Source organism: Tunturiibacter gelidiferens, assembly GCF_014201335.1.
GTDB classification, from domain to species: Bacteria; Acidobacteriota; Terriglobia; order Terriglobales; family Acidobacteriaceae; genus Edaphobacter; species Edaphobacter lichenicola_E.
Genome location: NZ_JACHEB010000006.1, coordinates 38,111 through 64,771 on the forward strand (window position 1 = coordinate 38,111; position 26,661 = coordinate 64,771).

The window sequence follows — 26,661 nt, forward strand, 5'->3', positions numbered from 1 at the left end:
TGAAGATGGTTTCAACGTAAAGGATGGGCGTATGGCAAGACAGTCTGGATCCAGTGTGCAGGAGAGCAAAAAGACGACAGCAAGCGTGGCGGAGAGTTCGCTGACGCGCGAGCAGTTGGTGGAGTTCTATCGACTGATGTATCTGTCGCGGCGCACTGATGATCGCGAGATTGTTTTGAAGCGGCAACAGAAGATTTTCTTTCAGATCTCCTGTGCGGGGCATGAGGCATTGCTGGTTGCTGCTGGCATGGCGTTGAAGCCTGGATATGACTGGTTTTTTCCGTACTATCGGGATCGGGCGATTTGCCTGACGCTGGGCAACACGGTGGAGGAGCAATTGCTGCAGGCGGTGGGTGCGGCAGACGACATAGCGAGTGGTGGCCGGCAGATGCCTTCGCACTGGTCGAGCAGAAAGTTGAATATCGTTTCGCCGTCTTCGTCGACGGCTACACAGTGTCTGCATGCGGTTGGATGTGCGGAGGCGGGGAGATTTTTCACGAAGCATCCCGAGGCTGCGAAGGAGCATGACGGCGACTATCGCGAATTCAAGGACGTGAAGTTTCATGGCGATGAGGTGGTTTATGTCTCGATCGGCGAGGGGTCGACGAGCCAGGGTGAGTTCTGGGAGTCGTTGAATTCGGCTTCGAATGGGAAGCTGCCGGTGTTGTATGTGGTCGAAGACAACGGGTACGCAATTTCGACACCTGTGGAGGTGAATACGCCGGGGGGAAACATCTCGAAGCTGGTGGCAAACTTTCCTAATTTTCACTTTGCGGAGATTGATGGGACCGATCCGATTGCAAGTTATCAGGCGATGGTGGAGGCAGTGGCTTATTGCCGGTCGGGTAAGGGGCCTGCGCTGGTGCATGGGCATGTGATTCGGCCGTATTCGCATTCGCTGAGCGATGATGAGAGGTTGTACCGGTCGGTGGAGGAGCTGGACGCGGATGCAGCGCGGGACCCGATCTCGCGGATGCAGATGTGGCTGCTGCGCGAAGGGATTCTGGATGCGGATGGGATCAACAAGCTGGAGCGGCAGGTGGATGAAGAGGTGCAGCGGGCGGCCGATCGTGCGGTGATGGCGACGCTGCCGACTGTGGCTTCGATTACGAAACATGTTTACTCCGAGCATTTGAGTTCGCAGGATGCGCGGTTCGCGACGGAGCCAATGCCGACTGCGGATGCGACAGAGCGGACGATGGCGGATCTGATCAACTGCTGCCTAAAGGACGAGATGCGGCGGGATGAGCGGGTGGTGGTGTTCGGCGAAGATGTGGCCGATGCAACGCGCGATGGAGCGTTGCGGGCGGGGAAGATCAAGGGCAAGGGTGGTGTGTTCAAGCTGACGGCGGGGCTCCAGACGGAGTTTGGCAGTGATCGCTGCTGGAACTCGCCGCTGGCCGAGGCGAATATTACCGGCCGCGCGATTGGAATGGCGGTGCGCGGGATGAAGCCGGTGGTGGAGATTCAGTTCTTCGACTACATCTGGCCGGCGATGCACCAGATGCGCAATGAGCTTTCGCTGATGCGGTGGCGTTCGAATGGAGATTTCAGTTGCCCACTAGTGATGCGCGTGCCTATTGGTGGTTATCTGACGGGTGGATCGATCTATCATTCGCAGTCTGGTGAGAGCATCTTTACGCATACGCCGGGAGTGCGGGTGGTGATGCCGTCGAATGCTCTGGATGCGATCGGACTGTTGCGGACGGCGATCCGTTGCGACGATCCGGTGTTGTTTCTTGAGCACAAGCGGCTGTATCGCGAGACATTTGGGCGGGCGGCTTATCCGGGGCCGGAGTACTGCATTCCGTTTGGAAAGGCAAAGATCGTACGTCCAGGCAAGGACTTGACTGTACTGACGTACGGTGCGGTTGTCCCACGGGCGCTGCAGGCGGCGCAGAAGCTGCATCGCGACAAGGGTGTGGATGTCGAGTTGATCGACCTGCGGAGTCTGACTCCTTACGACTGGGAGGCGATTGCGGAGAGCGTGAAGAAGACCAATCGCGTGATTGTTGCCCATGAGGATATGTTGAGCTGGGGGTATGGCGCAGAGCTCGCGGCGCGGATCGGGGATGAGCTGTTTCATGATCTCGATGCTCCGGTAAGGCGCGTGGCAGCGATGGATACATTTGTTGCGTATCAGCCGTTGCTGGAGGATGCGATTTTGCCGCAGCCGGAGGACTTGTATCGGGCGATGGCGGAGTTGGCAGCGTTTTAACGTCCCTCATGTGGATACGAATGCGACCGTTTGAGATTTTTCGCAACTGCTCGGTGGGGTTAGTGTCTTTGATTGCAGACGTCAATCTGTGACTGGCTGCGCCGCGTGATTTCGGCTGGGGCACTGTGAGGAGCTGTGATGCGATCTGGACGGAGATCTGCCGGAGTATTTTTCGGTTGCGTACGGGTTTTAGTTTCGGGCTTGTTGTGCGTGTCGATGGTGGAGCAGCCGGTGGTGGCGGCTGCGGCTTCGAAGAAAGCGGTGGTGCCCTCGGTGCCGCAGATTCAGGCAGAGCAGCGGGTGCTGCACGCGCTAAATCGATTCACTTTCGGACCCAGGCCGGGAGATGTAGCGGCGGTGCAAGCAGTTGGGGTGAAGGCATGGTTTGAGCGGCAGTTGAATCCGTCGAGTATCGATGATTCGGCGCTAGAGGCGCGGCTGGAGATGTTTCCCGCGATGCAGATGGAGCAGGCAGAGTTGATGCAGCGGTATCCGAGCCCCGCTGTGCTGCGGCAGATGATTGCAAAGGATGAGCGGCTGCCGAGCGATCCTGTAGAACATGCGATCTATGCGGATCAGATTGCGTTTTATAAGGCGGCAAAAGCGAAGAAAGAGGCTGAGCAGGCTGCGGCTAAGAACGATGGCGGTGAAGGCGGGATGGCTGTGGCGAGTGATGGCTCGATGGCCAAGGGTGCGGAGGAGATGAAGAGCAACGCGGCGTTGCCAGGGGATGGGGTGGATCCTGCCACACCAGCGGTGGCGACGCATGAGGAGCAGTTTTATTCGGGGTTGGATGCGGTGAAGGTGATCAACCTGCCTCCGGATCAGAGGATGCAGCGGATTCTGGCGATGCCCCCGGATGAGTTGGTGCGGTTTCGCAAGAGTTTGAGCAAGGCCGAACTGTTGGCTGCGACACAGGGGCTGTCGCCGATGCAGCGCGAGACGCTGGCTGCGCTGCAGGGTTCGCCACGAATGGTTGGGGCGGAGTTGCTTGAGACGCGAATGATTCGGGATATCTATAGCGAGCGGCAGCTGGAGGCGGTGATGACCGACTTCTGGCTGAATCACTTCAACGTGTATATCAAGAAGAATCAGACTGAGCCGTTTCTGTTGCCCGCCTATGAGCGGGATGTGATTCGTCCGCATGCGCTGGGTAAGTTTGAGGATTTGTTGGTGGCGACGGCGAAGAGTCCGGCGATTCTGATGTATCTGGATAATTGGCAGAGCATTGGGCCGGATTCACAGGCGGCGAAGAATGGCGGCCGGTTTGCGATGGTTGCAAAGAATCCGCAGGTGAAACAGGCGCTGAAGGATCGAGGGTTGAATGAGAACTACGCAAGGGAGTTGATGGAGCTACATACATTGGGGGTGCAGTGCGAGGTGAGCGCGGATCGCCCGGTGAGCATGCTGGATAAGACGTGTGGGCGCGGGTATACGCAGCAAGATGTGACGCAGGTGGCTGAGGTGCTGACGGGGTGGACGATTGATCAGCCGAATCGGAGTGGGACGTACCGGTTTGAGGAGCGGCGGCATGAACCGGGTTCGAAGACGGTGCTGGGGAAGAAGATTGGGGAGAGCGGTGAGGCTGAGGGGCTGGAGGTGCTGCATCTCCTGGCGACCAGTCCGGCCACGGCGCAGTTTATTTCGACGAAGCTGGCGGTGCGGTTTGTGAGCGATACGCCTCCGCAGGCGTTGATGGATCGGATGGCGAAGGCTTATCTCACTAGTGGAGGAGATATCAAGACGGTGCTGCGGACTATGTTCGATTCGCCGGAGTTCTGGTCGCCGGAGGTGTACAGGGCGAAGGTGAAGACACCGGAGGAGTTTGTGGTGTCGTCTGTGCGTGCGAGCGGGGCGGAGGTGACTACGGCTATTCCGCTGTTCCAGGCGCTGGAGAAGCTCGGGATGCCGTTGTATGGGATGCAGACGCCGAATGGGTATAGCTGGATGGCGGAGCCATGGGTGAACTCGGGGGATCTGGTGAACCGGATGAACTTTGCGGTGTCGTTGAGCAATGATCGCGTTGCTGGAGTAGAGACGGATTGGGCACGGTTGCTTAGGGAGCCGAGTTCTTTATCTGCTGGAGGCTCTGCTGCTGAGAAAGAGAGAAAGCTGGAAGCTGTGTTGCTTGGCCAGGCAGTGAGCAATCGCACGAGGGAGACGGTGCTGGCGCAGTTTCAGGATCAGACGACGCAGCAGCAGGCTGAGAAGAGTTTTGGCATAAGGGCGAATGAGCAGGAGCCGATGGCGCAGGTGTTGAATGTAAGTTCGCCGAAGCGGGTACGGCCGCCGTTTGATCGGGAAGCTGCGGGGATTGCCGGTTTGTTGCTGGGTTCGCCGGAGTTTCAGCGGCGTTAGCGAGTTGGAGGCTGGTTCTCGCTCAGCATTTTGGCGAGTGAATTGAATTGTTCCGATTTGGCAACTTCTCGGACGAGGATGCGTTTGTAACTACAGACGACGGGAAGAGCTTGGCGGAGAAGGGGCTAAGATGGCGAACATGAAGAATATGGTGGATCAGAGCGACTGGGGATGCGATCTTCATGGGCGGGACGCAGTGAGACGTGGAGTGACGCGGCGTGGGTTTATGAAGGGTGGGGCGCTTGCGCTGATTGGGACTTCGACGATTCCTGCGTTTTTGTCGCGGAGCGTTCTGGCCGAGGTGACGACGGCGGCGGCGAATAGGAAGAAGCTTGTGGTTCTGTTTCAACGGGGCGCGGTGGATGGGTTGAACGTCGTGGTGCCGTACAAGGAGAAGAACTACTATGCGATGCGGCCTTCGATCGCGATTCAGGAGAAGGATGTTCTGGATTTGAATGGATTTTTTGGTCTGCATCCAGCGATGACTGCGTTCAAGCCTCTGTACGAGCAAGGGCATCTTGCGATTGTGCAGGCGGCGGGATCGCCTGATACTACACGGTCGCACTTCGATGCGCAGGATTATATGGAGAGCGGGACGCCTGGGGTGAAGGCTACCCCGGATGGATGGTTGAATCGCGCGTTGCAGACGGAGGCTTTGACGAGCAAGCCCTCGGCGTTTCGCGCGGTGGCGCTGGGGACCCAAGTGCCGAGGACGCTGCAGGGAAAGATTCCGGCGATTGCGGTGAATAATCTGGCGGATTTCTCTGTCGCTGGAAAGGGACCGCAGACCTCGCCGATCAGCAACGCGTTTCAGGCGATGTACGACGAGAGCTCAGATGCTGTGCTGCACGGGACCGGACAGGAGACCTTTGAGGCTGTGAAGATGCTGAAGTCGGCGGATCCGTCGAGGTATCGGCCAGCGGCTGGGGTGGTTTACCCGAATACTCCGTTTGGAAATAGTTTGAAACAGGTAGCGCAGTTGATGAAGGCAAACCTCGGAGTGGAGGCTGCGTTCTCCGATATCGGCGGGTGGGACACGCATCAGAACCAGGGGAATGTGAATGGGCAGCTGGCGAATCGTCTGAAGGAGTTTTCCGAGACGATTGGTGCGTTCTGGAAGGATATGGGAGACGACGCTGAGAATGTGACGCTGGTGACGATGTCGGAGTTTGGTAGGACCGCGCGGCAGAATGGAACCGGTGGTACCGACCATGGGCATGCGAACGTGATGTTTGTGCTGGGCGGCAGGGTGAAGGGCGGCAAGGTTTATGGGAAGTGGCCCGGGCTTGCGGAGGAGCAATTGAACGAAGGAAGGGATCTGGCTGTGACGACGGACTTCCGGCGTGTGATGGGTGAGGCGGCGTACAAAACTCTTGGCACGAAGAATCTTGAGTTGGTGTTTCCGGGAGCGCAGGTTCGACCGGACGAATTTTTGAATTTTTCGCAGGTGTGAGGGAGTGAGAGGTGGTGAATGTATCCGGCGCGTCACTCTTCTGTTTATGGAATGTAAAAATGAACGAGATACAAAATAGTGGAAAAAAGACGGCAACTTTTCTTTAGATACTGCGTCTTATTGGGTGTACCACATAAACAGTCGGGCTTGCAGTTCCCACAGTTCCGGCTTCCAATATCCGCAACAAAAGAACTCCCCCACCACAAATGTAAGGCTCCCAGAACACCGGGAGCCTTCTCTCCTTTTGGACGCTTGTCAGGTATTGATCAGGCGAATCCGATCTTGCGATCGAGGGCCATCGCTCCGGCGCCGTAAAAGAAGAGCATGATGGCCAGGACGGCGAGGGCGAGGATGTAGCCGTAGAAATCGAAGTCGTGATGGATGCCGACGGTGGCGAAGGCTACCAGCATATTTACTCCAACCAGGAACGCAATCAAGCGGGTGAATAGGCCCAGGATTAGGAAGATGCCGCCGATGAATTCGGTGTAGGCGGAGACGTATCCGAGCCAATAAGGCAGGCCGAGAATGGTGACGTAGTGAGCGTAGTGGTGCAGCGCGCTAATTGGGTGAACCTTCTCATACCCGTAGATCGTCATGGAGACGCCGAGAATCAGACGCATAAGAAGCGCGCCGATAGGTTGCAGGCTATTAAGCCATTTGGTCATAAAAAATCCTTTTGAAAAGGGTACCGCGGAGGAGTGGAGGGCGAGGTGGATCTTAGCGAATGGGTGCCGCGGAAGGTACGAGTTGGGAAGCGGGTGCCGGAGGGAGATATTGGTCGAGAAAGCGGGTGAGGCTTTGGTTGTAGAGAGGGTCAGAGGAGATGGAGAGTTCCACGGTGAGTTTGGGATCGGCGGCTGTGCGATAACTTTGGTCGGCGGCAGAGGTGCGGGCGAGGAGAAGCTTTGGGGTTTTGAGGGTGGCGAGGGGCGTGGCGAGGGGGAAGTTTTCGTGGAAGAGAAGGCTTAGTGGTATGAGGCGGGAGCGGGGGTCGCGTTGGGCTGCTTTGAGGAGGTCGGCGTGGGGGGTGTCGAGGACTAAGGCGGGAATTTTAGAGTGATCGACGGCGAGTTGAGTGGCGAGAGAGGCTCCGACGCCAGTTCCGTAGGGGATGATTTGTTGCTCGGGGATGGCGCGGGAGTTGGTGAGATACTGCCAGGCGGAATCAACGTCGCGGGTCATATTTTTCTGGCTGGGGCGGGTTGGAGCGCTTTGGCCGTAGCCGCGGTAGTCAAAGGCGAAGACGTTGAGGCCAATGTTGTGGAGGCTGGAGAGAGTGGGAATGGAGTCGGCGAGGGCGCCGTCTCCGCTGGGGAGGAAGAGGATGGTGGTGTCGGCGTAGCGGGCGCGGGGAGAGGCGGGAATCCACCATCCGGTGAGCTGAGGAGTTGCGGATTCGTCAGGGCCGAAATGGATGAGTTGGTAGGGTATGCCTGCAATGAAGGCCGGCGCGGCTGAGGTGCGGTTGGGGTGCAGGACGAGCTGCCATTGGCCTTGATAGAAAAGCAGGCAGAAGGTTAGATAGCCGCAGAAGAGAGCCACGACGATGGTGATGGCGATCGCTTTCACGAGCCAGAGCGGGCTGACGACTTCGGGTGGAGCATTGGTTGGCGGGGTGTGCCTGCTTGGCTTCGGAGTGGGGCGGGGCATGAGTCGGGCTTCTGTATCGACTTTAGCATTCGCGTTTGAAGTGGTGAGTCGTTTGGGTGGGAGTCAACCTCTAAGATGGAGATAGCGGAGGATTTCGAGTGGCGCAGTGGGTGAGGCTATGTGGACTGGCGGAGGCTCCGCCGGTGGGGCGAGTGATGGAGGCAGAGGTAGAGGGTGTCGCGATTTGCCTGGCGAATTTGAATGGGGAGTTGTCGGCGCTGGATAACGTGTGTCCGCATCGGCAGGGGCCGCTGGGACAGGGTTGGATTGAGGGTGAGGCGGTGGTTTGTCCGTGGCATTCTTGGGCGTTCAATGTGAAGACGGGGCTGGCCGAGTTTCCGGCGCATGAACGAGTGGAGCTGTTTCCGCTGCGGCTGGAGGGTGGGGATGTTCTAGTGGATATCGAATAGCGGCCCGTTTGGGGAATCAAGGTCGGAACATCGACTTGATTGAGGAAAACTTTGTATGTCAGGCGAGAGAGAACGGGTTACGCTGCCTTTTAGAGACACGCCATTCGAAAGGGTGGCTCATCGAGAGGGAGTTCTTCCATGAAGTTGCGTTCGTTGTTTCTTGCTGTCGTTGCTTTTGTCGTTCTTGCCGGTGCTGTAGTACCTGCTAACGCTTCCACCTATCATCATCACCGTCATCACCATCATCATCACCACAGCTAGAGTTTGCATAGAATGTGAAAGAGCTCGGCCATTGTGCCGGGCTTTTTTGCGTGCGAAGTGATTTGCCCTGCGATGAGCGCTTTGCACTGTAAATACTGATAGAATCTATTAAATCCACTCCAGACAGGAGAGGCAATGCAGGCAATACTGGCGCTAGAAGATGGGCGCATTTTTCGGGGTAAGAGTTTTGGCGCGCGAGTGGAACGCTCGGGCGAGGTGGTCTTCAATACATCACTAACCGGCTATCAGGAGATCTTCACCGATCCCTCTTATGCGGGTCAGATCGTGGTTTTGACAAATCCACATATTGGGAACTATGGGACGACGCCTAGCGATGCGGAGTCGAAGAAGCCGTTTATTGAAGGCCTGGTGACGCGTGAGTTTTCGCCGATGAGCTCGAACTGGCGTTCGACGCAGGTGGCGGATGAGTATCTGGAGCGCTATGGGGTTCCGGTGATTGCTGAGATTGATACGCGAGCTGTGGTGCGGCATCTTCGCGCCAATGGTGTGATGCGCGGGGTGATCGCGTCGGGCGAGAATCTTGACGTGGATGCGCTGGTGGCGAAGGCGCGGTCGATCAAGAAGATGGAAGGCACCGACCTTGCGAGTATTGTGAGCACGAAGGTTGCTTATGAGTGGGACGCGAATGAGCCGAAGAATCAGACGGGCGATACGCTGCTGACGCCTGCGGTTGAGGGCGATGCGAAGCAGATGCACGTGGTCGCGTATGACTTCGGGATCAAGGAAAATATTCTTCGGATGCTGACGAGAGAGAACTGCCGCGTGACGGTGGTTCCGGCGAAGACCTCGGCTGCGGATGTGATGGCGATGGAGCCGGATGGAGTGTTCTTTTCAAATGGACCGGGGGATCCGGAGCCGTTGGAGTATGCGCAGGAGAATATTCGCGAGTTGCAGGGAAAGACGCCGATGTTCGGGATTTGCCTGGGGCATCAGCTGTTCGGACTGGCGCTGGGCGGGAAGACTTATAAGTTGAAGTTCGGTCACCACGGCGGAAATCACCCGATCATGAATCATCAGACGGGTAAGGTTGAGATCACCGCGCAGAATCATAACTTCAATGTGGATCCTGATTCGCTTCCGGATGACGTTGAGAAGACGCATACGAACTTGAATGATCAGACGCTGGCAGGTTTGAAGCACAAGACCGACCCGATGTTCAGTGTGCAATATCACCCGGAGGCGAGTCCCGGCCCGCATGACTCGCATTATCTCTTCAAGGATTTTCGGAAGATGATGGAAGAGTTCAAAAAATAGAGATTAAATAGCGCGGCTTTGGTCGCGCATTTTTTCGGCACAAAGAGATTGAGTTAGAGGAAGAAGAGAAGCCATGCCGCGTAGGAATGACATTGCGAAGATTTTGGTGATCGGCTCGGGGCCGATTGTGATTGGGCAGTCTGCGGAGTTCGACTACTCCGGAACGCAGGCTTGTAAGGCGCTGAAGGCCGAAGGGTATGAGGTGGTGCTGGTGAACTCGAACCCGGCGTCGATCATGACCGATCCTGAGGTTGCGGATAGGACGTACATTGAGCCATTGACTACCGCATATCTCGAAGAGATTCTTCGCATTGAGAAGGAGATGCTCAATCCGGATGGGTTGGGCGTGAACGGTAAGTTCGCGCTGCTACCCACGGTGGGTGGACAGACTGCGCTGAATCTTGCTGTGGATCTGGCGGATTCGGGTGTGCTGGATAAGCTGGGGATCGAATTGATTGGGGCAAAGCTGGAGGCGATCAAGAAGGCGGAGGATCGGCTGCTCTTCAAAGACGCGATGACGAAGATCGGGTTGGATATGCCGCGGTCTGCGCTGATCAATAATCTTCGCGATGGGTTGGAGTTTGCGGCGAAGATTGGATTTCCTGTTGTGATTCGGCCCTCGTTTACGCTGGGTGGTTCGGGCGGCGGAATTGCTTACAACCGCGAGGAGTTGATGGAGATTCTTTCGCGAGGGCTCGATCTTTCTCCGGTGCATGAGTGTTTGCTGGAAGAGAGTGTGCTCGGTTGGAAGGAGTATGAGCTGGAGGTGGTGCGAGATCTAAAGGATAACGTCATCATCATCTGCTCGATTGAGAACTTTGACCCGATGGGTGTGCATACGGGCGACTCGATTACGGTGGCGCCTGCGCAGACGTTGACCGATCGCGAGTACCAGGTGATGCGGGATGCGGCGATTCGTGTGATTCGCGAGATTGGTGTGGAGACGGGCGGGAGCAATGTGCAGTTTGCGGTGAATCCGCTGAACGGGCGCATGACCGTGATCGAAATGAATCCAAGGGTGTCGCGGTCGTCGGCGCTGGCGAGTAAAGCTACGGGATTTCCGATTGCGAAGATCGCGGCTCGGCTGGCGGTGGGCTACACGCTGGATGAGATTCAGAACGACATCACGAAGGCCACGCCAGCTTGCTTTGAGCCGACGATTGATTATGTTGTCGTGAAGATTCCGAAGTGGCAGTTTGAGAAATTTCCTGGTGCGGATGAGGTTCTGGGACCGCAGATGAAGTCGGTCGGCGAGGTGATGGCGATCGGCAGGACCTTCAAGGAAGCGATGATGAAGGCGGTGCGGTCGCTGGAGACGGGCAAGAAAGCTACGGCCGATGACATTGAGCCGCGCCGATTGACGCAGCGGCTGGTGACTCCACATCCGGAACGGCTGAATTATGTTCGGTACGCGTTTGAGCGAGGGATGACGGTGCGTGAGGTTGCGCACATGACTTCCATGGATCCGTGGTTCTTGTACCAGATCAAGCAGATTACGGACGAGATCAAGGCTGTCGGCGGCGTGCCGATGGCTGAGGTGACAGCGGCGCAGTTGCGTGCGGCGAAGCGGATGGGGATCTCGGATGAACGGCTGGCGGCGAGTTGGGGGTTGACCGGCGCGGAGGGTACAGCGGCCGTGCGGGCGTTGCGGAAGAAGCTGAATGTGATGCCCGTGTACAAGATGGTGGATACGTGCGCGGCGGAGTTCGAGAGCCAGACGCCTTATCTTTATAGCTGCTATGACGAAGAAGACGAAATGCCGCCGACCAACAAGAAGAAGATTCTGATTTTGGGTAGCGGGCCGAACCGGATCGGGCAGGGAATTGAGTTCGACTACTGCTGCTGCCATGCGGCATTTGCGCTGCGCGAAGATGGATACGAGACGATCATGGTGAACTGCAATCCGGAGACGGTGTCGACCGACTATGACACGAGCGATCGATTGTACTTTGAGCCGCTGACGCTGGAGGACGTGCTTGGGGTGTATGAGCATGAGGCTTCTTCAGGCGCTGAGATCGGAATGATTGTGCAGTTTGGCGGACAGACTCCGCTGAACTTGTCGCTGCCGTTGAAGAAGGCGGGCGTGCCGATTATTGGGACGTCTCCGGAGTCGATCGATCTCGCAGAGGATCGCAAGCGCTTTGGGAAGTTAATTGAGGAGTTGAAGATTCCGCAGCCTGAAGGCGCGATGGCGACGAGCGTCGACGAGGCGGTGGCTGGCGCGAATCGGGTTGGATATCCGGTCCTGGTGCGGCCTTCCTACGTGCTCGGCGGCCGCGCGATGGTCATTGCTTATGATAACGAAGCGATTGTGCGGTACATGTCGACTGCGATTGAGTACTCGCAGGAGCGGCCAGTGCTGATCGACCACTTTCTGGAAGACGCGGTCGAGTGCGATGTAGATGCGCTTTGCGATGGAGATGATGTGGTGATCGCCGGGATCATGCAGCACATCGAAGAGGCCGGAATTCACTCTGGGGACTCGTCCTGCGTGCTACCGGCGGTTGATTTGAGTGATGATGTGTTGCGCACGATTCGTGAGTACACACGCAAACTGGCGATGGCGTTGAGTGTGCGGGGACTGGTGAATATTCAATTTGCAATTCAGCGGGGAACCGTCTACGTCATAGAGGTGAATCCTCGGGCTTCGCGCACCGTGCCTTATGTTTCGAAGGCGACAGGCATCCCGCTGGCGAAGGTTGCTTCGCGGATCATGGTGGGGCGGAAACTGAAGGAGTTGCTGCCGGAGCAGGTCGCGAGTGGGAAAGAGCTGGAGACAGGCTCTCACTACTTTGTGAAGTCGCCGGTGTTTCCGTGGGGTAAGTTTCCGGGAGTCGACACTGTTCTTGGGCCTGAGATGAAGTCTACCGGTGAGGTGATGGGGGTCGCTGACAACTTTGGCGAGGCGTTTGCGAAGGCACAGATTGCCGCCGGGCAGGTGCTTCCGCTGCAGGGAACGGTGTTCCTGAGCGTAAACGATCATGACAAGGAAGGCGCGGTTTCGCTGGCGCGCGAGTTTGTGGAGATGGGATTCCACCTGGTGGCGACGCATGGGACGGCGATTGTGCTCGAGCAGGCGGGCCTGCAGCCGGAGCGCGTCTACAAGGTGAAGGAAGGCCGCCCGAACGTGGTCGATCTGATCAAGGGAGACCGGATTCAGCTGATCGTGAACACGCCGCATGGGCAGGATACTTTCTTTGACGAGAAGGCAATTCGGCGGGCTGCCGTGATGGCGAGGATTCCTACGATTACAACGCTGGCTGCTGCGCGGGCGGCGGCTGATGGGATCTCCGCACTGCAGGAAGGTACTTTGAGTGTCGTTGCGCTACAGACGCTTCATGCGAACAGGATTGCGGGTGAGGTCAGGGCGGCTGCGACGGTGGAGTAGGAGCGGGGCGCGAAACTAGTAGGGAGCTAGTAGGGGTCGTGGGCTAGCCTTGCGCCGATGGCGTAGCCGATCGTGGAAAGAGGGAGCCAGGTGCCGATTAGGAGGCCGTCCCCGCCCATGAGGCCGCTGCCGTGACGAAAGGTGAAGAAGGTGCGCCAGAGTTTGTCGACCGCTCCGCAGTTTTCGCAGAGGCCCTTGCCGGTGGGCAGATCTAGCACCCAGACGCAGACGATGGAAAATATGACCAAGCCTGAGATCCAGGTATAGGGGGCGATGTCGTTTCGCTGTACGCGGGCTATGATAGCGCCGCCTAGCATCGGGATGACGGCGGCCAGAAATGTCGTGAGTACCTTGGGCGTCGTTGAATCGGGATCTGGGTGATTGAGAGAGACGGCTACGATAACGCCCACGAGCAACACAATGGCGATGAGGGTGTGGGTGAGAAACCAAAAGGCTTCGCGGCCAAGGTCACCGAGAGATTTGCCCTGCGAGATGTCTCGTCCGTTCGTCATGGATACCAAAAGCTAGATTACTTCAATGGATGTTGTGGTGAGACGGCCTATTGTTACGTCTTTCGGGTGATGTGATTGGTGACTCAAGCGCTGGTTGAGCGATTCGCTTTTAGAATAGAGGGATGCTTCTCGATGGGCTTCAACTACCGCTGACTACACCGTTTTATCCGGACGGGCGCCTCAATCTACACAAGCTGGAACATAATGTGGCTCGTTACTCGAAGACGCCGGTGGCTGGACTGGTCGCGTTGGGTGTGACGGGAGAGCCAACGCTGCTGTCGGAGGAAGAGACGCGGCATGTATTGCGGAGTTGCGCTGTGGCGGCTGCAGCGGAGAAGGTGCTGATTGCCGGCGTGTCACGCGATAGCGTGGTGGGGACGCTGGAACTGGCGGAGTCGGCCGCTGAGTTTGGGTACGACGTGATGCTGGTGAAGCGGCCGTCGATACTTCGAGATAACGGTCGAGGGGAGCAAAGGAAGGAGCTGCTTGCTTACTTTCAGGCGGTGGCTGATCGGTCGGCGCTGCCGGTGCTGTTATATAGCTCGGCTGCAGAAGATGGCGCGGTGCTGTCAGCGGAGGTTGTGATTGAGCTTGCGGGGCATTCAAAGATTATCGGGATGGTTGAGGGTGCAGGGGACCGCGAACGGATGGAGAGGATCAAAAGAGAAACCGCGAATTTTAAGCATGATGCAACTGTGACCTCCGTATTCGCTGCCGTCACTGGAAGGATGGTGAACCGCAGTGAAGACGCAGAGGCAAAGGATTTGATTTTGGCGACTGCGTTGACGGATGGTGGAGCTGCTGTGGCCACGCCATCGAAGACGATAGCGAAGACACGAATGAAGGTGGTGGGATTTCAAATATTGGCCGGCACGACGGATGGCATGCTGGAATCGTTGCGAGGCGGCGGAGTGGGGGCGATGCCTGCGTTTGCCGCGGCTGCTCCCCAGGCCTGTTATGAGGTGCTGGCGGCGTGGAAGGATGGAGATGAGGGGTTGGCGCGGGAGAAGCAAGTGCGGCTGCGGGATGTGGCGGCAAGGATTGAGCGACAGATGGGGGTCGCGGGAATCAAATTTGGGGGTGATTTGAATGGGTACTACGGAGGGATGCCGCGCCTGCCGTTGTTGCCGCTTAGTGGGGACGAACGAGGTGAGATTGAGGCTTTGATGCAGGGGATGCGGAATTGAGGCTTAGTGTTTTGGGGTGACGGGGATTCCCATGCCGCTGAGTTTGCTGCGGGCCTGCATGGCTTCCGGGGAGTTGGGAAAGCGCTGGATGAGGGTGCGGAGTTCGCGGGTGCCGGCTTCGTTTTCTTTTAAGCTGAAGAGCGCCATGCCCTTGTGGAGATGGGAGACGGGGACCTTGTTGCTGTCTGGGTACTGCTCGAGGACTGCGTCGTAGGCCTTGATGGCTGCGGGGTATCGGCCATCCTTGAACTCGATCTCGGCCTGGTAATAGAAAGAGTTTCCAGAGAGCGGATTGTCGGGATAGTACTTGACGACATCGCCAAACTCAGACGATGCGAGAGGGTATTTGGCGGCCATGTAGTCGCCAAGTGCGGTCTTGTAAAGCTCGTCGGCGGGGGGGACTGCGGGGCCAGGGGCTTCGGCTGCCTGTGGAACGCCGGCTGAGGGTTTGCCCTTTCTCACGACGGGAGCTGCGGTTGTCGGAGGTGGTGCTGTGGTCGGAGAAGTGGGGGGGAGTGTGGCGGAGCTAGTCGGCTGCGGCATGCCAGCACTCATGGACTGCTGTTGACTCTGAACGTCCTGCATCAGTTTCTGGAGGGTCGCAATGCGGGCCTTGATCTCGTCGACCGAGTCGTTGAGAGACTGGATCTGACCGGAGACCTGGTCGACCTTTCCGCCTTGCGCTTCCTGCTGGGTCTGGAGTTGCTTGCGCATTGCGTCGACGTTTGCTCCCATCTTGTTGATGGAGTCGGCGCTCTGTTGGATGAGGTCCTTCATGGCGCCCATGCGCTCGTCGTTCGATTGTTGAAGACGGGCTACGGCATCCTGCAGGGCCTGGATCTGGGTCTGCAGCTGCACCATGTCTTTGCTGACGGCGAAGACGGGTGGCGCCGAGGAGAAGGTGACAGCTACGAAGAGAGCGGCAGACGCGAGACGGAGTCTCGATATGACGAATTTGCGGTGAAGAGTTTGCTCGGGTTTGATCATGGTAGAGCGCTCGGCTTTCTGTCTTCCGTCGAACCCCCCGCGCTGGATTGCGCGAGGACTAAAGAGTTGGGGTCAGGTTAGCAGAAACCCCTGTCCTTGAATCAGGACAGGGGAAGGGTGATCTCGGGTTGTGTTTCGGTTGGGTTAGCGGTCGAGGGAGAACTGGGCGCGGCGGTTTTGTTGCCAGCAGCTTTCGTTGTCCTCGGTGCAGAACTGTTTTTCTTTGCCATAGCTGATGACGCGCAGACGGCTGGCTTGAACGCCGGCTGAGACCAGTGCGGTGCGAGCGGCATTGGCGCGGTTTTCACCGAGGGCCAAGTTGTACTCGGCCGAACCACGATCGTCGCAGTAACCGCCGATGACGACTCGAATGGCGGGATGAGCGGTGAGATAGGCGGCTGCTTTGGATGCGGCGGCGGTTGCGTCGGGGCGCAGATCGTAGCTGTCGTAGTCGAAGAAGACGTCCTGAACGTTCTCGTGGAAAGCGGCATCAGTTCCCATGTCGTTATCTGCGGGTGGCGGTGCAGTTGGGGCGACCGGGACACGCACGGTTACGCGAACACTGGCTTCGGTAGTGCCGCCGTCGCCTTTGGCCGTGAGATGGAAGTTAGTGGAGGTAGATGGGGCAACGGTCTGGGTGCCGTTGGTATTCACGTCGCCGATGCCGTCGATGGTGACAGAGGTCGCGTTTTGTGTGCGCCAGTTGAGGATGACGGACTGGCCGAGATCGATGGCAAGCGGGTCAGCGGTAATTGTGGCAGTGGGTGCAGCGGCAGGCAGAGCGGGTGCAGGACCGAGAGCATTTGGGTCAATGCCGCTGGCTTTCTTATGGCAGCCAGTCACGGCGCCAATGGAAATAAGAGTTGCTGCGATTACCAAGGTCTTGCGAATCCCTGCGTGCATTGCGTTCATTTGATATCTCCTGCCAACGTTAATGGTTCAAAGATCTAGTTGCCTGCGAAGTGTTTCCGCAGAGACGATAAACTTTACTTCCAACTCCAGTTGGGCATGTCTGCGCCAACGCCGGTGAGTTCGTGTTTTTGTGTGCCGTCGGCCAGCATGGTCATGATCTTCATGTGGGTGGCTTTGCCGTCGGGTGAGTTCGCATAGACGATGTGACGGCCGTCGGGGGACCATGAGGGGAAGTCGCAGCGGCCGCCATCGTGAGTGAGCTGGATCCAGCGTTTCGTGGCGATCTCCATGACGTAGATGTCTTGTCCGCCGGGAGCTCCGGGGCCGTATTTACGATCCCAGGCGAAGGTAAGGAACTGTCCGTTGGAAGACCATGAGGGTGAAGTTGCGTAGCCTCCATCGGTCATACGCTGGACGTTGGAGCCGTCGATGTCCATGACATAGAGCTGAGGGAGATTGGTGCGGCCACTGATCCAGGCGAGCTGCGAGCCGGTGCGTGGATTGAAGACGGGAGAGACATCTGGGCCGCGAAAGTTGGTGATGCGGCGAGGGGAGTTTCCGCTGGCGTCAGAGATCCAGATCTCGGGATCTCCGCTGCGCGAAGAGGAGTAAGCGATGTCCTTACCGTTGGGCGACCATGCGGGAGAGAGGTTGGTTCCGCCCGCAGAGGCAAAGTTGACCATGCGATTCAGAACGAGAGAGAACATCCGGATCTGAAAACCGTCGTGGCCAAGCGATGAAAAAGCGAGGCGTGAGTTGTCCGGCGAGATGCGCGGGGAGATCGAGACGGTACCGAGATGAGTGAGAGGGTGCTGGTTGGCGCCGTCGTAATCCATCTGCCAGATCTCTTTGTTCGCACCTGTGAGCTTGACGTAGTAGATCTTCGATTCAGCGATGCCCTGACTGCCTCCGCTGAGGCGGAAGATGATCTCGTCGGCAAAGCGGTGCGCGACCTGGCGCGCAGAATCGTCGCTGGCGTCTTCGTTGTACTGCTTGGCGAGTACCTGCGGATATTGGAGGTTTTTGGCGTCGAAGAGGAAGCCGTTGCAGATGATCTTGCTGCCCTGAACGCCGAAGTTCCCGAAGGCGACCATCGCGGCGGAGGTTGGCGCGTCGGCCCACTGTTGGATTTTAATTTCGGCGGGCGCTCCTGGAATGGCTTGCGGCAGGAGACTTTTGGAGACTATGTCGAAGATGCCAGCGTTGCTGAGGTCTGCGAACAAGGTCGTATCGAAGGTGTGTTTGAAGGCCGCAGTTTGGGGATCAGCGGATGCGGGCTTGAAGTCGGCGACGGCGATGCGAATGTTAGAAACACCGCTGGACGTCTCGGTCTTGAAGCCTTCTTGCGCATGCAGAGCTGAGGCGCCGGCAAGTAGGAGGAGAAGAGTTTCAAGACATCCAATGTAAGCGCGCCAAAGGAGGGTCGTTCGTTTCAGTCTATGCATTCTGTTCCATGTTAGACGCAAAGTCGGCTGTCTGGGGTGTCTTGTCGCGGATGTGAAGGGGAATCAAAGAAATACTCGGCCAAAACCAGGATATTTTCATTGCGGATGCAGGTGGAACGTGTATTCGACGGTGATGTGATCGCCTTGCGGTAGCGGACCAAAGCCGTCGACACGCTGGACGGCGCGCATTGCGGAGAGATCGAGCGTAGGAGAGCCGCTGGGGGTTTCGATGCGCGCGTTCGAGGGGACGCCTTCGCGGTTGATGTCGAAGATGATGGTGGTGCTCTTGCCGATGGAGGTGCGCGGATCGGCCTCTGCGGTGTACCAGTTCTGGGCGACTTTGCTGTTGACGATGTTGACGTAGTAGGCGAAGCGCTGGCCGAAGGTGCGGTCTTCTACCGAGACGCTGGCGGTGCCGTTTTTCAGCTCCAGGGTTGATTGCGCGATGCGAACGCCTGCTGTTTCACCGGTGACTGCCTTTGTTGGTGGCGGAGTGACCGGCTGGATGTGTTTGGGCGGCGCGGGTGTGGGCTTATCGGCTGTCTTGATCGGTTTGGTGATTTTTTCCGGAATCGCGACTTCGTTGGGTGCCGGCGGAGGTTCGGTTCTTTCTTTCGTGATGACGGGTGCGGGACTTGGAGCCTCGGATGTGAGGACGCCTGTATCAAGTGTGCGCTGTGTGGGCGGAAGTGGCAGCGAGGAGACCATGGTGGCCTGGATGGCTCCGGCGTTGGAGGCGTTCTCGCCCCAGTTGTGGCCACTGGTGTGGAAGAGAAAGGCCCAGCCGAGGATGGCGGCGGCGATGAGACCGTGAAACACGATCGAGCCGACGAAGTTCGCGCCAAGCTTGTCGTCGTTGTCGCTGTGGCGGTCGAATGTGAGAGTCGTGGCTATGTCACCCTCCTCACTTTTGGATCGGTTGGGTGACGATGCTGATGTTGGTGATGCCGGCTTGCTTGACGGCATCCATGACGGAGGCGAAGGCTCCGAAGGGTACGCGCTCATCGGCTCGCAGGTAGATGATTCGCTTGGAGGGATCGGCTTTGCCGGTGGATCTCAGAAGCGTGGGGAGTTCGTTGACGTTGACGGGCTTGTCCTGCAGGAAGACGTTCTGTTCGCGGTCGATGGTGACGACCATGCGCTCTTCGGTTAGTTGATTTACGGAGCGCGTTTTGGGGATCGCGACTTCGACGCCGGACTGCAAGACGGGTGCGGTAAGCATGAAGATCAGCAGGAGCACGAGAACGACGTCGACCAGCGGAGTGATGTTGATCTCGGCAAGCGCGGTCTGGGTGTGCCCCTTTGTAGAGAAGGCCATCTTTAAAAGGTCCTCCTGCGCACTTCTTCCGGTTGTTGCTGCTGTTGCGACGGGTTAGGCGGACTCACCATGGCGGCGTTTTCGATGGCGTTGAGAAGTTCGCGGCCGAAGTCGTCCATGCGGGCGGCGAATTCGCGCAAGCGTGCGGTGAGTTGGTTGTAGCCGACTACGGCCGGGATCGCGACGACGAGGCCAGCCGCGGTGGTGATGAGGGCCTCTGAGATGCCAGGGGCGACGGCACGGAGGGTCGCAGCGCCTGCAGTGCCGAGGCCGTGGAAGGCATCGATGATACCCATGACGGTGCCGAAGAGGCCGATGAACGGAGCGATAGCGGCGATGGTGGCGAGCCAGGTCATGCGGCTCTCCATGGAGGTGAGGGCTTCGCTGGAGGCGGTTTGAGCGGCGCGTTCGAGTGCGACGGGGTTGCGGGGAAGGCCGCGTCCGCCGTTCTGCCGCTGGTATTCGTCGTGAATCTCAGTGAAGACGGCGACCAGCGGACTGGGTTTGAACTGGTCGGCTACGGCCGCGATCTCGCTGAGGCGAGTCGATTTACGAAAGGCGCGGAGGAAGCGCTGGCTCTGCGTATGAGCCCTGCTGAAGCTTGACCATTTTGAGAACATGATGGCCCAGGACACGATGCTGGCGAGAAGCAGGATGACCAGAACAGCGAAGGCGACGGGGCCGCTGTTGTGAATCATCTCCACGAGAGCGCTGCTGTTGGCGGCCACGGGGGGCGCGGCAGAGGGGTCTTCCTGGAGGAAGTACATTGCAAGAGCGAGGGTACAAACCATAGTTGTTGTCCACCAGAGGTTAGTGTAAATCGTGGTTGGGGAAAATGAGGCAGGGAATCGGGCCGGGGCATCCGCTGTGGTGCGGCGCTGTGGCCTATTTGGGCGCGTAAGTGATGGTTCGCGGAGAGGTTTGCTATTCTCGCGATACGTGGTTGCCTGGGGAACTTATGCTGCTGGAGTTGCGCGCGGAAAACTATGCTGTGATCGACCGTGCGGTCGCTACGTTCGGGACCGGCCTCAATTTGCTGACTGGTGAGACCGGCGCAGGAAAGTCGATTTTGATCGACGCTCTGGCGCTGCTTCTGGGTGGAAAGGCGTCGACGGACTTCGTTCGTCATGGAGAAGAGAAGGCGGTGGTTGGTTGCGTCTTTGAGTTGACGCAGGGGGCGGCTTCGATTCTTGAAGCGAATGGGATCGATTCTGAGTCGGATCATCTGCTGTTGCGGCGCGAGATATTAGCCAACGGCAAAGGGCGGGTATTTGTGAACAATCAGCCGGCAACGGTGGGGGTCTTGCGGCAGCTCGCGCCTCAGCTTGCGCTGGTTCACTCGCAAGGGGAGACGATGGGCTCGTTCGACCAGACACAGCAGCGGACCCTGCTGGATCGCTTTGGCGGAGTGAATGTCGACGGTGTGGCGGAGGCTTTTGCTGCCTGGCGAGCAACCACTGACAAGTTAAACGAATTGCAGTCGGCCGAACAGGATCGTCTCAGGATGGCGGATCTTTGGCGATTTCAGAGTAAGGAGATCGACGACGCCGGGTTGAGTGCAGAGGATGAAGATGCTCAGCTTGAGGCTGAGAAACGGGTGTTGGGGAACGCTGAGAAGCTGTACACAGCTGCGATGAGCGCGCATGAGCTGTTGTATGAGTCGGAGAGCTCTGCAGAGAGTTCGTTGGGCGCGGCGTTGAAGCATGTAGAGGAGTTGGCGCGGTACGACGCGCGGTTTCAGGAGCCTGCGCAACAATTAGCCGCGGCAAAGGCGATTGTTGAAGATGTCGATGCTGATGTGCGTGATTTTGCTGATAATGTTCACGCTGCGCCGGGACGATTGGAAGAGATTGAAGACCGGTTGGCGGCGCTAGATCGGCTGAAGCGGAAGTATGGGCAGACCTTGAAGGAGGTCATCGACTTTGGGGCGGAGGCAGCGCGACAGTTGGCTGAGGTTGAGAATCGTGATGCCCTGCTGGTTGAACTGAAGGCACAGCAGGAGCGGGATGCGCATGCCTACAAAACTGTGGCGGCGAAGCTTACCGCAGCCCGTACAGAGGCGGCGAAGCGATTGGAAAAACTGGCTGAGGCGCAGATCAATGACCTTGCGATGAGCACGCGGTTTCACGTTCGTGTGACGGCTGAGAAGGCTTCGGAGAGCTGGACGGCACATGGGTGGGATCATGTGGAGTGTTTGATTGCGACCAATGCCGGAGAGCCGATGAAGCCGCTGCATGAGATCGCTTCGGGCGGCGAAATGTCGCGCGTGATGCTGGCTCTGAAGGTGACCGTAGAGGAAGCGGGATCTGGGGGAGCGGGGCGCAAGAAGAAGCCGGTGCTTCCGCGGACGCTCGTCTTTGACGAGATCGATATCGGTATAGGCGGACGGGCGGCCGAGGCGGTCGGGCGCAAGCTGAAGACCTTATCCAAGGGCCAGCAGGTGTTGTGCATCACGCATCTACCTCAGATTGCGGCGTTTGGAGATCAGCACTTCCTGATCGAAAAGACTGAGAGAAAGGGGCGTACACAGACCGAGGTGCGCAGGATGGAGGATTCAGAGAGGACGCAGGAGATTGCGCGAATGTTGAGTGGAGCGAAGTTGACGGAGACGAGCCTTAAGCACGCGGAGCATCTGCTGCAGAGCAGCCGATAGTGTCTTTGCGCACATCCCGAAGACGCAGATCGGCATCCGAACAGGCTAAAACAGGAAGCTTAACTTTGGGAGAGTATGAGACATGCCGAACATCAACAAGTGCGCAATGAAGGACTGTCTCTGTAATGTAGCCGACGGTCAGAAGTATTGTTCTGCCTACTGCGAAGCCGCGAAGGGTGAGACTAAGCTTCAATGTGACTGTGGCCACCCAGCGTGCGCCGCTCAAAAGCTTTAGTCCGCCCGGGGGCGGGGGCGTTTCTGGGATGCAGAAAGTTACAAAAAGACTCCACTATTTGTTTGAGATTTGTGGCTTTCTGAGCCTGGAATGTTGCACCTAGGATGGTTCAATTCTGTTCCGATACGGGTTCGAACGCGGTATACTGGGAGACGTGACTACAACCACCCTTGACCACGCTGCTGTAGCTGGAAGCGGCACCGAAACGAAAACTAAACGGGTTCTCCTTCTCAAGCCACGCGGCTTCTGTGCCGGCGTTGTGCGTGCGATCGATATTGTTCAGATTGCGCTGGAGACCTTTGGCGCTCCCATCTATGTTCGCAAAGAGATTGTTCATAACAGCTATGTTGTGACCGACCTTGCTAAGAAGGGCGCAATCTTTGTCAACGAGTTGGATGAGGTGCCGGAGGGCGCGCGGGTCATCTACTCCGCTCATGGAGTTTCACCGGCCGTTCGGGAACGGGCGAAGGAACGCGGCTTGAAGGTCGTTGATGCGACTTGCCCTCTGGTGACAAAGGTTCACGTGGAAGCGATCAAGTTTGCGAAGCAGGGGTACTCGCTGGTGCTGATCGGTCATCGCGATCATGATGAGATTGAGGGCACTCAAGGTGAGGCGCCCGATGTGACGCAGGTAGTGTCGACGGTTCAGGAGGTTGCCGATCTGGTTGTGCCGGATCCGAATCGTGTGGCGTATCTGACGCAGACGACTTTGTCGCTCGATGAGGCCAAGGACATGATTCAGGCGCTCAAGAACAAGTTTCCGAATATCGTGGGACCTCACTCGCAGGATATCTGCTACGCGACGGAGAATCGCCAGGTTGCAGTGAAGAACGTAGCTCATGGAGCGGATCTCGTGCTGGTCGTCGGATCGACGAATAGCTCGAACTCCAATCGCCTAGTGGAAGTTTCGAAGAACCTGGATACGAATTCGTACCTCATCGATACGGCGGATGCTATTCGTCCGGAGTGGCTTGATGGTGTCGATACGGTTGCTGTGACGGCAGGTGCTTCTGCTCCGGAGGTTCTGGTGAAGGATGTAGTCGAGTATCTCCAATCGATGGGTTATGGCTCGGTTGATGAAGTTGAAGTGATGCCAGAGAACGTGCGATTTGGCCTGCCACCAGAGATTGTTCAGGCGATTGCATCTGCTCCTCCGGTAAATCGGTAAATGAGAGTCGTAGAACAGAGAGTCTGTTTTTCATGGGAATAACTGCAAGAAATCCGAAGGACGTCGATCAGCCGGAACAGCCTCGCTTTGGCCGGATGGATGTCGGCTTGGAACGTATTACGCAGGGCATCTCGCGAGCGAAGGATTGGTTGTTCGACCAGCAACACCCCGATGGGTACTGGTGCGGCGAGCTCGAAGCCGACAGCATGCTGGAGTCGGACTACATCTTCATGCATACGCTGCTGGGCACGGGCGAGCCGGGGCGGATGGAACGCGCGATCAATGAAATCCTGCGCCATCAGAACGAGGATGGAGGCTGGGGTCTGTTTCCGGGCGGCCCGTCCAATATCAGTTATGGGGTCAAGGCCTATCTTGCGCTGAAGCTGATGGGATGGTCGAAGGATCATCCGGTCTTGGTGAAAGCCCGTGAGTGGGTGCTGGCTCATGGCGGCGTTGTAGAGTGCAATACGTTTACGAAGATTTACCTGTGCGCGCTTGGGCAGTATGACTATGACGCAGTCCCTGCGATTCCGCCGGAAATTGTTCTCTTTCCCAACTGGTGCTACTTCAATATCTACGAGATCTCTTCGTGGTCGCGCGGGATTCTTGTTCCGCTGTCGATCATCTATGCGAAGAAGCCGTTCAAGAAGCTCGCTCCCGAACAGGGAATTGAGGAGCTTTTTGTGGGCGGCCGCAAAAATGCAAACATGCATCTGCGCTGGGATAAGAAGAAGCCGCTGGGTTGGCGGAACTTCTTTCTTGCTGTGGATCGCGTCATGCATCTGGCGGAACGAGTGCATATACGGCCTTTGCGCAAGGTGGCATTGAAACGCGCAGAAGCGTGGATGCTGGAGCGGTTCGAGAAGTCTGACGGACTAGGTGCCATTTACCCGGCGATGCTGAATTCGATCGTGGCACTGCGATGCCTAGGACGCTCGGTTGATGATCCTCAGTTGATTCGTGCGTTGGATGAGTTTGAAAAACTTGGTATCGATTGTCCTGAGGGCACGGAAGACTATTCGACTCCCACGTTCCGCATGCAGCCTTGCTTCCCGCCAGTGTGGGACACGGCACAGGCCATGTACGCGTTGGGTGAAGCGGGGGTTCGCAAAGATGACCCCCGGATGATTAAGGCTGCTGACTGGATCCTTTCGAAGGAAGTGCGTCAAAAGGGCGACTGGGCTGAGAAAGTCAAGAACGTTGAACCCGGCGGTTGGTACTTCGAGTTCAACAATGAGTTTTACCCAGATGTCGATGATACCGGGCAGGTTCTTCTTGCGCTGAATTGCGTGGATAACCCACGCGAACGGTATCAATACGATGCCTGCCAGCGAGCTCTGAAGTGGATTTGGGCGATGCAATGCAAGAACGGCGGATGGGCGAGCTTTGATCGCGACAACACCAAGATGATCTTTCAGTACATCCCGTTTGCGGACCATAACGCGATGCTTGATCCGCCGACGGTCGACATTACGGGCCGCATGTTGGAGATGTTGGCACTGTATGGTGTGACGAGAAGCGATCCGCGCGTCGAAAAAGCTATCCAGTTCATCCTGAAAGAGCAGGAGCCTGACGGGAGCTGGTTTGGACGCTGGGGCGTTAATTATTTGTATGGAACGTTTCTGGTTCTGCGTGGTCTTGAGGCGATGGGCTTCTGGAACCACGAGCCAGCCGTGCAGCAGGCAGCTGAGTGGATTCGCATGGTGCAGAATGCAGACGGCGGATGGGGCGAGACCTGCGGTACCTACGACGATCCGAATCAGCGTGGTATTGGACCGAGTACGCCATCGCAGACGGCTTGGGCTGTGCTTGGATTGCTGGCAGCCGGGGATACGCGTTCCGACTCGGTTGCGAAGGGTATTCGCTGGCTGGTGGATCGTCAGCATGAAGATGGAAGCTGGGATGAACTTGTTCCGGGCCGCAATGGCGAGAGCTACTACACCGGCACAGGATTTCCTCGTGTGTTCTATCTCGGATACCACCTTTACAAACAGTACTTCCCGCTGCTGGCGCTGACGACTTACGAGCGTGCAATGAAGAGCGGAGCGGCGCATTAGGCCGCACATTTCGAGAATTTCTGGAGGAGACACCAATGGCAGTGCCAGTCTCGCAAGCCTGGACGGTTGCAACTTATGTTTTGAAGCAGAAGCTGATGGGACGGAAGAAGTATCCGCTTGTGCTGATGCTGGAGCCGTTGTTTCGCTGCAACCTTGCCTGCGCCGGCTGTGGAAAGATCCAATATCCCGCGCACATCCTGAAGGCCGAGTTGTCGCCTGAGGAGTGCTTTAAGGCAGTCGAAGAGTGTGGGACTCCGATGGTTGCGATTCCTGGTGGAGAGCCGCTGTTGCACCCGCAGATGCCGGAGATTGTTGCAGGTCTGGTGGCGCGTAAGAAGTACGTTTATATGTGCACCAATGCTCTGCTGCTAAAGGAAAAGCTGCACCTGTTCAAACCGAGCAAGTATCTTTCGTTTTCGGTTCACGTGGATGGGCAGAGGGAGCATCATGACTTTTCGGTCTGCCGCGAAGGTGGGTACGACATCGCGATGGAGGGAATCCGGGTTGCGGTCGAAGCTGGCTTCCGGGTTACGACGAACACCACATTGTTCGACGGGGCTGATCCGAATAGCGTGCGCGCGCACTTCGACGAGTTGATGGTTGCGGGTGTAGAAAGCATGATGGTTTCGCCTGGATACACCTATGACAAGGCCCCCGACCAAAAGCACTTTCTGGGGCGCGCGCGGTCGAAGAAGTTGTTTCGGTCAATCCTCTCGAATCGGAAGAAGACATGGCGCTTCAATGCATCGCCCATCTTTATGGAGTTCTTGATGGGCAAGAAGGATCTGACGTGTACGCCATGGGGAATGCCGACGTTTAGCATCTTCGGTTGGCAGAAACCGTGCTACCTGTTGCAGGACGGATATGCGGACAGCTTCAAGGAGTTGATGGAGACGGTGCAGTGGTCGAACTATGGGACCGAGAGCGGGAATCCACAGTGCGCGAATTGCATGGTGCACTCTGGCTATGAGGCCAGTGGTGTGAACTATACCTTCAGTTCACTGAAAGGCCTCTTGCAGACTGCGAAGGGGATCTTCTTCAGCGAGTACGAAGATGAAGGCGCTATGAAGCTCCTTAACGAGTGGAAGCCGGCGAATCATGGACCTCTTGTGCAGATTGGATCGCCTATAAGTAAGAGCGCTACTGAACTTCAAGAGGTCTCAGGAGACTAACG

Annotated in this window: 20 protein-coding genes; 11 read left to right on the plus strand and 9 right to left on the minus strand. The window is 57.4% G+C overall.

Features of this window, described 5'->3' with window-relative positions; all coding sequences use genetic code 11:
• Positions 1-31 precede the first annotated feature (31 nt).
• The 3 genes from HDF14_RS13505 (at position 32) to HDF14_RS13515 (ending at position 6,029) form a co-directional block, all read left to right on the plus strand.
• On the plus strand, positions 32-2,218 hold the full coding sequence (locus HDF14_RS13505; RefSeq protein WP_183977554.1) for an alpha-ketoacid dehydrogenase subunit alpha/beta: 2,187 nt from the start codon (positions 32-34) through the stop codon (positions 2,216-2,218).
• A gap of 138 nt (positions 2,219-2,356) precedes the next feature.
• Positions 2,357-4,576: a DUF1800 domain-containing protein gene (locus HDF14_RS13510; protein ID WP_260698264.1), complete on the plus strand. Its 2,220-nt coding sequence runs from the start codon at positions 2,357-2,359 to the stop codon at positions 4,574-4,576.
• A gap of 130 nt (positions 4,577-4,706) precedes the next feature.
• Positions 4,707-6,029: a DUF1501 domain-containing protein gene (locus tag HDF14_RS13515; protein WP_183977556.1), complete on the plus strand. Its 1,323-nt coding sequence runs from the start codon at positions 4,707-4,709 to the stop codon at positions 6,027-6,029.
• Between the two features lie 266 nt (positions 6,030-6,295).
• On the opposite strand, the gene HDF14_RS13520 is transcribed toward HDF14_RS13515, so the two are convergent.
• Together HDF14_RS13520 and HDF14_RS13525 are read right to left on the minus strand one after the other, a co-directional pair.
• Positions 6,296-6,694, minus strand: coding sequence for a DoxX family protein (locus HDF14_RS13520; RefSeq protein WP_183977558.1), 399 nt, complete (start codon positions 6,692-6,694; stop codon positions 6,296-6,298).
• 52 nt (positions 6,695-6,746) lie between these two features.
• Positions 6,747-7,679, minus strand: coding sequence for an alpha/beta hydrolase (locus tag HDF14_RS13525; RefSeq protein WP_183977560.1), 933 nt, complete (start codon positions 7,677-7,679; stop codon positions 6,747-6,749).
• 98 nt (positions 7,680-7,777) lie between these two features.
• Between HDF14_RS13525 and HDF14_RS13530 the strand changes: the two genes are divergently transcribed.
• The 3 genes from HDF14_RS13530 to carB all read left to right on the plus strand — a co-directional run bounded on the left by HDF14_RS13530 (position 7,778) and on the right by carB (position 13,013).
• On the plus strand, positions 7,778-8,089 hold the full coding sequence (locus HDF14_RS13530) for a Rieske (2Fe-2S) protein (RefSeq protein WP_183977566.1): 312 nt from the start codon (positions 7,778-7,780) through the stop codon (positions 8,087-8,089).
• Positions 8,090-8,485: 396 nt separating this feature from the next.
• Positions 8,486-9,625 carry a glutamine-hydrolyzing carbamoyl-phosphate synthase small subunit gene (gene carA / locus HDF14_RS13535; protein WP_183977575.1) on the plus strand — a complete coding sequence of 380 codons (1,140 nt, stop codon included), beginning with the start codon at positions 8,486-8,488 and terminating at the stop codon, positions 9,623-9,625.
• 73 nt (positions 9,626-9,698) lie between these two features.
• Positions 9,699-13,013, plus strand: coding sequence for a carbamoyl-phosphate synthase large subunit (carB, locus tag HDF14_RS13540; protein ID WP_183977582.1), 3,315 nt, complete (start codon positions 9,699-9,701; stop codon positions 13,011-13,013).
• A 26-nt stretch (positions 13,014-13,039) separates the two neighbouring features.
• On the opposite strand, the gene HDF14_RS13545 is transcribed toward carB, so the two are convergent.
• A complete protein-coding gene (locus HDF14_RS13545; RefSeq protein WP_183977584.1) occupies positions 13,040-13,525 on the minus strand; it encodes a hypothetical protein in 486 nt (161 codons plus the stop codon).
• Positions 13,526-13,647: 122 nt separating this feature from the next.
• On the opposite strand from HDF14_RS13545, the gene HDF14_RS13550 reads away from it, so the two are divergent.
• On the plus strand, positions 13,648-14,712 hold the full coding sequence (locus HDF14_RS13550; protein ID WP_183977586.1) for a dihydrodipicolinate synthase family protein: 1,065 nt from the start codon (positions 13,648-13,650) through the stop codon (positions 14,710-14,712).
• A 3-nt stretch (positions 14,713-14,715) separates the two neighbouring features.
• Here the strand turns inward: HDF14_RS13550 and HDF14_RS13555 are convergent, their stop codons facing one another.
• From HDF14_RS13555 to HDF14_RS13580, 6 genes are all read right to left on the minus strand, one after another.
• The gene (locus HDF14_RS13555; protein WP_183977588.1) at positions 14,716-15,699 is read right to left on the minus strand and encodes a tetratricopeptide repeat protein; all 984 of its coding nucleotides are present in this window, start codon (positions 15,697-15,699) and stop codon (positions 14,716-14,718) included.
• 144 nt (positions 15,700-15,843) lie between these two features.
• Positions 15,844-16,602, minus strand: a complete 759-nt coding sequence (locus tag HDF14_RS13560) for an OmpA family protein (RefSeq protein ID WP_183978030.1) — start codon at positions 16,600-16,602, stop codon at positions 15,844-15,846.
• Positions 16,603-16,685: 83 nt separating this feature from the next.
• Positions 16,686-18,056, minus strand: coding sequence for a PD40 domain-containing protein (locus HDF14_RS13565; protein ID WP_183977590.1), 1,371 nt, complete (start codon positions 18,054-18,056; stop codon positions 16,686-16,688).
• A gap of 96 nt (positions 18,057-18,152) precedes the next feature.
• Entirely contained in the window at positions 18,153-19,022 is an 870-nt protein-coding gene (locus tag HDF14_RS13570; RefSeq protein ID WP_183977593.1) for a TonB family protein, read from the minus strand.
• Complete coding sequence (locus HDF14_RS13575; protein ID WP_183977595.1) at positions 18,961-19,374, minus strand: ExbD/TolR family protein; 414 nt, start codon at positions 19,372-19,374, stop codon at positions 18,961-18,963. Before HDF14_RS13575 ends, HDF14_RS13570 begins: the two co-directional genes overlap by 62 nt.
• Positions 19,375-19,376: 2 nt before the next feature.
• Positions 19,377-20,165, minus strand: a complete 789-nt coding sequence (locus HDF14_RS13580) for a MotA/TolQ/ExbB proton channel family protein (protein WP_183977597.1) — start codon at positions 20,163-20,165, stop codon at positions 19,377-19,379.
• A 167-nt stretch (positions 20,166-20,332) separates the two neighbouring features.
• Between HDF14_RS13580 and recN the strand changes: the two genes are divergently transcribed.
• The 4 genes from recN (at position 20,333) to hpnH (ending at position 26,659) form a co-directional block, all read left to right on the plus strand.
• Positions 20,333-22,027 (plus strand): DNA repair protein RecN, encoded by a 1,695-nt coding sequence (recN, locus tag HDF14_RS13585; protein ID WP_183978032.1) that lies wholly within the window; start codon positions 20,333-20,335, stop codon positions 22,025-22,027.
• A 389-nt stretch (positions 22,028-22,416) separates the two neighbouring features.
• Complete coding sequence (locus tag HDF14_RS13590; RefSeq protein ID WP_183977599.1) at positions 22,417-23,430, plus strand: 4-hydroxy-3-methylbut-2-enyl diphosphate reductase; 1,014 nt, start codon at positions 22,417-22,419, stop codon at positions 23,428-23,430.
• Positions 23,431-23,462: 32 nt separating this feature from the next.
• Positions 23,463-25,487 (plus strand): squalene--hopene cyclase, encoded by a 2,025-nt coding sequence (gene shc / locus HDF14_RS13595; protein WP_183977601.1) that lies wholly within the window; start codon positions 23,463-23,465, stop codon positions 25,485-25,487.
• A 35-nt stretch (positions 25,488-25,522) separates the two neighbouring features.
• The gene (gene hpnH, locus HDF14_RS13600) at positions 25,523-26,659 is read left to right on the plus strand and encodes an adenosyl-hopene transferase HpnH (RefSeq protein WP_183977603.1); all 1,137 of its coding nucleotides are present in this window, start codon (positions 25,523-25,525) and stop codon (positions 26,657-26,659) included.
• Positions 26,660-26,661: the final 2 nt, after the last annotated feature.